The sequence below is a fragment of the Bacillus sp. MBGLi79 genome (assembly GCF_002953915.1).
The window spans coordinates 4175841-4177213 of the sequence record NZ_CP026521.1 but is presented as its reverse complement, the minus strand read 5'-3'; the positions used below and the strand labels follow the sequence as shown (position 1 = coordinate 4177213).

General features: G+C 32.4%; 2 protein-coding genes. Both read right to left on the bottom strand.

The window, feature by feature from the left end:
• Window positions 1–1123: CDP-glycerol glycerophosphotransferase family protein (locus C1T29_RS21335; RefSeq protein ID WP_208945558.1), on the bottom strand; the 1123-nt coding region annotated here is incomplete at its 3' end.
• Between the two features lie 33 nt (window positions 1124–1156).
• The coding region (locus tag C1T29_RS21330; protein WP_208945557.1) for a WecB/TagA/CpsF family glycosyltransferase at window positions 1157–1373 on the bottom strand (217 nt) is incomplete at its 5' end.

Below are 1373 nucleotides of genomic sequence, written 5' to 3'. Positions count from 1 at the left end.
ACAGCAATAAGTTTCCACTTGAGTTTCCTTTAGAATACTTATTCCATCTATCGGAAAAATTTTTTATTTTGGAATAATTAAATGGTGTTTGTATTTCATTTATTAATGTTTCCCTGTCACAGCAGGCCTTTCCAGGTATTATGGAAAGATAATGATCAACCAATCCCCGCTTCTCTTGATAAAGTTTTAAATCATAAGTATAAAAAAGAATGGGTTTATTTAAAATCGAAAATTCAAATGGAATGGAAGAATAGTCAGTAATTAATATGTCTGCAGCCACGAGCAGATCAAACAAGGCATAATTAGAAACATCTTTAATATAATCACTAGAATATTTAATAGTTATATTGTTTTGAATGGCGGGATGCAACTTAACAAATAAAACATATTCTTCTTTTAGCTGATGAATTAATTGTTTTTCTGTAAAGGGCAATTGAATTGATTGCATATCATAGTCCCTAAACGTCGGTGCATATAGGATTATCTTCTTTCTTTGTTTGTTTAGAGTAGCCGAATTATTCTTCTTGTTTTTTTTGTAATAAGGATCTGTTAAAGGCATACCTATTTTTAAAATTTGATGATCTTTTACACCGAAAGATTTCTTAAAGATATCTGCCATTTCTTCAGATCCAACAGTTAAATAATCATACGAATTATATACTTTTTTGAATCTTTTAATATCAGCTTTTGTCCGTTGCAGATTTGTAATGTCTTCCAAACCAAATTTTTTGAGTGAGCCATTTGCGTGCCATACCTGAATGCATTTTGTTTGCTTCCGCTTATTTAACACACTTGTTAATAGAAAGTAATTATCTGTTATAACTACTTTACTGTTAAACATTAGGTATACAGCTTTAATGAGATGGAAAGGGTTTTTTTCTTGTAATAAATACGCATCTACATTAGGGAAGCTCTCGGCAATAGACGAGGCCTGTTGGGTATACAGGATGTTAAGTTTATATGAGTATTGCCCTTGTTCATATTCCTCCAGAATCGCTTTTGCGTTTGCTTGGAATGAGATCAGGAGGGTCACTTTGCCTTCGGGTTTCACCCATTGCAGAAAAAAGGCGATTGCCGATAAAAAATACAAGTAGCAATTCGCCAGTAATGATCTTATTTTCATTTTTATCAATCCATTTATAAAAAAGTTTTCGTTTTATATCTGTTTTGTATGATCTTTTTCAGGCTTTGGATAGAAAGTTTTCCCGTTTTTCTTTCCGTTTAAAACAGCTAAAGCATATTTTGGAATGCTAAACATTCTTTTCAAGCGCCATGGATTCGTTATTAGTCGATAAAGCCATTCTAAATTTAAACGGATCATCCAAGAAGGAGCTCTTTTGACGTTGCCACTAAATACATCAAAGCTGCAGCCT